This is a genomic window from Mycobacterium sp. (genome assembly GCF_035653355.1).
Taxonomy (GTDB): Bacteria; Actinomycetota; Actinomycetes; order Mycobacteriales; family Mycobacteriaceae; genus Mycobacterium.
On record NZ_DASRBZ010000325.1, the window covers coordinates 1 to 5,227 of the forward strand.

Here is a 5,227-nt window from a genome sequence, read left to right on the forward strand (position 1 = left end):
CGACACCAGCGACAAGTACGCCGACGCCCGAATCATCTTCGTCGACACCGAAGAGTCGAACTGGACGTTTGACCCGGTGCGGCGCCAGTTCTACTGGCACCGATTCTTCTCCCACCAGCCGGACCTCAACTACGACAACCCGGCGGTGCAGGACGCGATGCTCGACGTCATTCGCTTCTGGCTGGACCTCGGGATCGACGGATTCCGGCTGGATGCGGTGCCGTATCTGTTCGAGCGGGAGGGCACCAACTGTGAGAACCTGCCCGAGACACATGCGTTTCTGAAGCGCGTCCGCAGAGTCGTCGACGACGAATTCCCCGGCCGGGTACTGCTGGCCGAGGCGAATCAATGGCCCAGCGACGTGGTCGAGTATTTCGGCGATCCCGACACCGGCGGCGACGAATGCCACATGGCGTTCCACTTCCCGCTCATGCCCCGCATCTTCATGGCGGTCCGCCGCGAGTCACGCTTTCCGATCTCGGAGATCCTGGCGCAGACACCGCCCATTCCGAAGATGGCGCAGTGGGGAATCTTCCTGCGCAACCACGACGAGTTGACGCTGGAGATGGTCACCGACGAAGAACGCGACTACATGTACTCCGAGTACGCGAAAGACCCGCGGATGAAAGCCAATGTCGGCATTCGCCGCCGGCTGGCCTCCCTGCTGGAAAAAGACCGCAACCAGGTGGAGTTGTTCACCGCGCTGCTGCTTTCGCTGCCCGGCTCACCCGTCCTGTATTACGGCGACGAAATCGGCATGGGCGACGTCATCTGGCTCGGTGACCGGGACGGGGTGCGCACGCCGATGCAGTGGACACCCGACCGCAACGCCGGATTCTCCACCGCCAACCCGGGTCGGCTCTATCTGCCGCCCATCCAGGATCCGGTGTATGGCTATCAGGCCGTCAACGTCGAAGCGCAACGCGACACCACGTCTTCGTTGCTGAACTGGACCCGCACCATGCTGGCAGTGCGCCGCCGTCACGAGGCGTTCGCCGTCGGCTCGTTCCGCGAACTCGGCGGCTCCAACCCGTCGGTGCTGGCGTATGTACGGGAAGCCGACGGCGACGTGGTGCTGTGCGTGAACAACCTGTCGCGGTTCCCGCAGCCGATTGAGCTGAACCTGCAGCACTGGAACGGCTACACGCCGGTCGAGTTGAGCGGGCGTGTGGAATTCCCGCGCGTTGGCCAGCTCCCGTACCTGCTGACCCTGCCAGGACACGGGTTCTACTGGTTCCAGCTGACCCCGTCTGAGGAGATGCAATGAGTTCCGCAGCCAATCTGCCTTGGTCAGAATGGCTTCCGCAGCAACGTTGGTATGCCGGTCGCAACCGCGAGTTGTCCTCCGCTGAGGCGGAAGTCATCGTGCCCCTGCACGACGAGCTCGACTTGGCGCTCGTAGACGTCGCGTACTCGAATGGGTCGTCGGAACGCTATCAGGTGCTGGTGAGCTGGGATTCCGCACCACTGTCGGAGTACACCACGGTTGCCACGATCGGCGCTGACGACGACCGCACCGGCTACGACGCGCTGTACGACCCTGACGCCACCCAGTTTCTGCTGTCACTGATCGACTCTTCAGCGGTGCGCGACTTCTCCAGTGGCCAAGTGAAATTCAGCAGGGAACCGGATGTGTCGCTGCCGGTGCAGGCGCTGCCGCGGGTGTCGGAGGCTGAGCAAAGCAACACCAGCGTGATCTTCGAGGAAGAAGCCATCCTCAAGGTGTTCCGCCGGGTCATCAGCGGTGTCAATCCCGACGTCGAGCTGAACAGGGTGCTCGGGCGCGCCGGAAACCCGCATGTCTCCCGGCTACTGGGCGCGTACGAAATCGCTTCGGCCGACGGCACTCCGTTCCCGCTGGGAATGGTGGCCGAGTATGCCGCCAACTCGGCCGAAGGCTGGGCCATGGCCACGGCCAGTGTGCGTGACCTATTCGCCGAGGGCGATCTCTACGCCTATGAAGTCGGTGGCGACTTCGCCGGCGAGTCCTACCGGCTCGGTGAAGCCGTGGCGTCGGTGCATGCGACTCTCGCCGAGGAACTCGGCACGTCGGAGGCCGCCTTTCCGGTCGACACCATGCTGTCCCGGCTCTCGTCGACCGTGGCGGCAGTGCCCGAATTGCAGGAGTACGCCGAGACCATCGAACAGCGATTCCAAAAGCTTGCCCAAGAGACGATCACCGTCCAGCGGATACACGGCGATCTGCACCTGGGGCAGGTGCTGCGCACCCCGGACACCTGGCTGTTGATCGACTTCGAAGGCGAACCCGGGCAGCCGTTGGACGAACGCCGCGCGCCGGACTCACCGTTGCGCGACGTGGCCGGTGTGTTGCGGTCCTATGAATACGCCGCCTACGGGCCTCTGGTGGATCTGGCGCCCGACAAACAGTTGGCGGCCCGAGCGCGAGAATGGGTCGAGCGCAACCACACCGCGTTTTGCGACGGTTATGCCGCCGCAGCCGGAGTTGACCCGCGTGATTCAGCGCTCGTGCTCTCGGCCTACGAACTGGACAAGGCGGTGTACGAGGCAGGCTACGAGTCGCGGCACCGCCCGGGGTGGCTGCCGATTCCGCTGCGCGCGATCGCGCGGCTCACGGCCGCTTAACGAAAACATCGGCAGCAGCGCGACGCTGCGCTGCTGCCGATGCTTTTTTGTGTCAGGCAGGGTTCGGTGCGGAGGCCAGCACCCGTTGGATGTCGGGCTTCATGGCCAGCAGTTGGTCGTTCCAGTACGGCCAGGAGTGCGTACCGTTGGCCGGGAAGTTGAACACTCCGTTTCGGCCGCCGGCGGCAATGTAGTTGTCCCTGAACTGCTCGTTGGTGCGCAGTGTGAAGCTCTCCAGGAACTTGGCCGGCATGTTGTCGCCACCCAGGTCGGTCGGGGTGCCGTTACCGCAGTAAATCCAGATGCGGGTGTTGTTTTGGACCAACCGCGGAATCTGCACCATCGGGTCGTTACGCTTCCAGGCCGGGTCGCTGGTCGGACCCCACATGTTGCTGGCGTTGTATCCACCGGCGTCGTTCATCGCCAGGCCGATCATGGTCGGCCACCAGCCCTCCGACGGGTTGAGGAAGCCGGACAATGATGCGGCGTAAGGGAATTGCTGCGGATGGTAGTCGGCGAGGATCAAAGCCGAACCCCCCGACATCGACAGGCCGACGGCCGCATTGCCGGTGGGGGCCACCTGCTTGTTGGCCTGCAGCCAGGCCGGCATTTCCTGGGTCAGGAATGTCTCCCACTTGTAGGTCTGGCAACCGGCTGAGCCGCAGGCCGGTTGATACCAGTCGGAGTAGAAGCTGGACTGCCCGCCGACCGGCATGACCACGGACAACCCTGACTTGTAAAACTCCTCGAACGCGGGAGTGTTGATGTCCCAGCCGTTGTAGTCGTCCTGGGCGCGCAGGCCATCGAGCAGATACACCGCGTGCGGACCGCCGCCCTGGAATTGGACCTTGATGTTGCGGCCCATCGCTGGTGAGGGCACCTGCAGATACTCGACCGGCAGACCCGGCTTAGAGAACGCCCCCGCGGTCGCCGAGCCACCGAAAACGCCGATCAGCCCAGGCAATAGGGCAGCTCCCATGGCCGCGATCGTCAGCCGGCGCGGCCAGACCGCCGCTGCGTCACGCAACTTTTCAACGAACTTCATAGCTCCTACCCATCCCAACTTTCATCTGCCGCTAGAAGCGGTCGATTGCCTGTCCTCGGCAGTGAAACACAGCGGGATGCGCCCGGACGTGTGTCGACGCCGCACTATGACGTCGCGGTTGGCTAACGATTAAGAGTCGGAGCGGACTCGGCCTAACGGACCACGCGCGGCAATAGTGCTGAGGCTGCGGCGATGCCGGCCACCGCTGCCACCGCCAGCACCGCGATATCGATGAGGTGGTACCCGGGACCGATCAGCAGTCCCCGCAGGGCGTCGACTTCGTAGCTCAGCGGGTTGACGGTACTGAGCACGCGCAGCCATCTCGGCATGACATCGACGGGGTAGAGGGCGTTGGAGGCGAAGAACAACGGCATGGTGATGGCCTGACCAATACCCATCAGGCGATCCCGGTTGCGCACCAAGCCCGCCAATGTCATTGACAGGCAGGCGAAAAACGCTGCGCCGAGCATGACGACTGCTATCGCCGCGAGGACCCGTAACGGATTGGCGGTCAACTGCACGCCCATCAGATACGCCAGCCCGAGCACACCGACGATCTGCGCGACTGACCGCACCCCGGCGGCGAACGACTTACCGGTGACGAGCGCCGACGCCGGCGCCGGAGTCACCATCAGTTTGGCCAGCACACCGGAGTCACGATCCCAAATGATCTGTATCCCATAGAAAATTGAGATGAACAACGCCGACTGCGCAATGATCCCGGGCGCCAGGAACGCCAGGTAGGACACCGATCCGGTGTCGATGACGTGCAACTTGCTAAACGTCGTACCGAAGATCAACAGCCACAGCGCCGGTTGCACCATGCGCATGATGAGCTCCGTGCGATCATGCTGCAGCTTTTGCAGTTCGACGATCGCGAAAGCACTGACTCGCGCCCACATTCCGTGTAGTCGACGCCATCCGCGTGGAGCGTGGACCAAGCGAGCGCCTGTGGCGTAATCAACCGACACGACCCGCTGCCTTTCTGATGGAACGGATTTCATGCACGCCCTGTGTCGACGTGTCGTCGTCCAGGCCAGAACCCGCGTACTGACGAAACACATCCTCGAGCGTCGCGTCCGGTGACACTGTCGACTTCAACTCGGTAGGCGTTCCAACCGCCTGCAATCTGCCGCGGTGCATCAGCGCGACCCGGTCGCACAACGAGTCGGCCTCCTCCATGTAGTGAGTGGTCACCAGCACGGTCATGCCGAACTGGGCCTGCATGTTTCGCACCTGCGTCCACACCCCGTCCCGAGCGATCGGGTCGAGTCCGACGGTGGGCTCGTCAAGTATCAGCAGCGACGGCCGGTTGACCAGCGCCTGCGCCAATTCCAGCCGGCGCACCATGCCACCGGAGTAGGCGGCCGCCAGCCGGTCGGCGACGTCCAGCAGCTGCATTGCGGCCAGTGCCTCATCGACACGAGCGGCGCGTTCGGCGCGCGGTACACCGTAGAGCCGCGCGAACCATTCCACGTTCTGCCTGCCGGTCAGCGCTGGCTCCATCGAAAGCTGCTGCGGCACATAGCCGATATTGCATCGGATGTCGACTGTCTCGGTGCGGGCGTCGAAACCCAA

General features: G+C 63.7%; 5 protein-coding genes. 2 read left to right on the forward strand and 3 right to left on the reverse strand.

Features of this window, described 5'->3' with window-relative positions; translation table 11 throughout:
* A partial coding sequence (gene treS, locus VFA16_RS11340) for a maltose alpha-D-glucosyltransferase (protein WP_324967900.1) occupies positions 1–1,267 on the forward strand: 1,267 nt, incomplete at its 5' end.
* Positions 1,264–2,604 carry a maltokinase N-terminal cap-like domain-containing protein gene (locus tag VFA16_RS11345; protein ID WP_324967901.1) on the forward strand — a complete coding sequence of 447 codons (1,341 nt, stop codon included), beginning with the start codon at positions 1,264–1,266 and terminating at the stop codon, positions 2,602–2,604. The genes treS and VFA16_RS11345, both read left to right, overlap by 4 nt.
* A 52-nt stretch (positions 2,605–2,656) precedes the next feature.
* On the opposite strand, the gene ag85C is transcribed toward VFA16_RS11345, so the two are convergent.
* From ag85C to VFA16_RS11360, 3 genes are all read right to left on the reverse strand, one after another.
* Positions 2,657–3,649, reverse strand: a complete 993-nt coding sequence (ag85C, locus tag VFA16_RS11350; protein ID WP_324967902.1) for a diacylglycerol acyltransferase/mycolyltransferase Ag85C — start codon at positions 3,647–3,649, stop codon at positions 2,657–2,659.
* Positions 3,650–3,801: 152 nt separating this feature from the next.
* On the reverse strand, positions 3,802–4,620 hold the full coding sequence (locus tag VFA16_RS11355; protein ID WP_324967903.1) for an ABC transporter permease: 819 nt from the start codon (positions 4,618–4,620) through the stop codon (positions 3,802–3,804).
* Positions 4,610–5,227: ATP-binding cassette domain-containing protein (locus VFA16_RS11360; RefSeq protein ID WP_324967904.1), on the reverse strand; the 618-nt coding region annotated here is incomplete at its 5' end. The genes VFA16_RS11355 and VFA16_RS11360, both read right to left, overlap by 11 nt.

What these genes read in the sequence shown, in the direction of transcription:
- VFA16_RS11345 (WP_324967901.1), top strand. Translation starts at nt 1,264, where the DNA reads ATGAGTTCCGCAGCCAATCTGCCTTGGTCAGAATGGCTTCCGCAGCAA.
- ag85C (WP_324967902.1), bottom strand. Translation starts at nt 3,649, where the DNA reads ATGAAGTTCGTTGAAAAGTTGCGTGACGCAGCGGCGGTCTGGCCGCGC.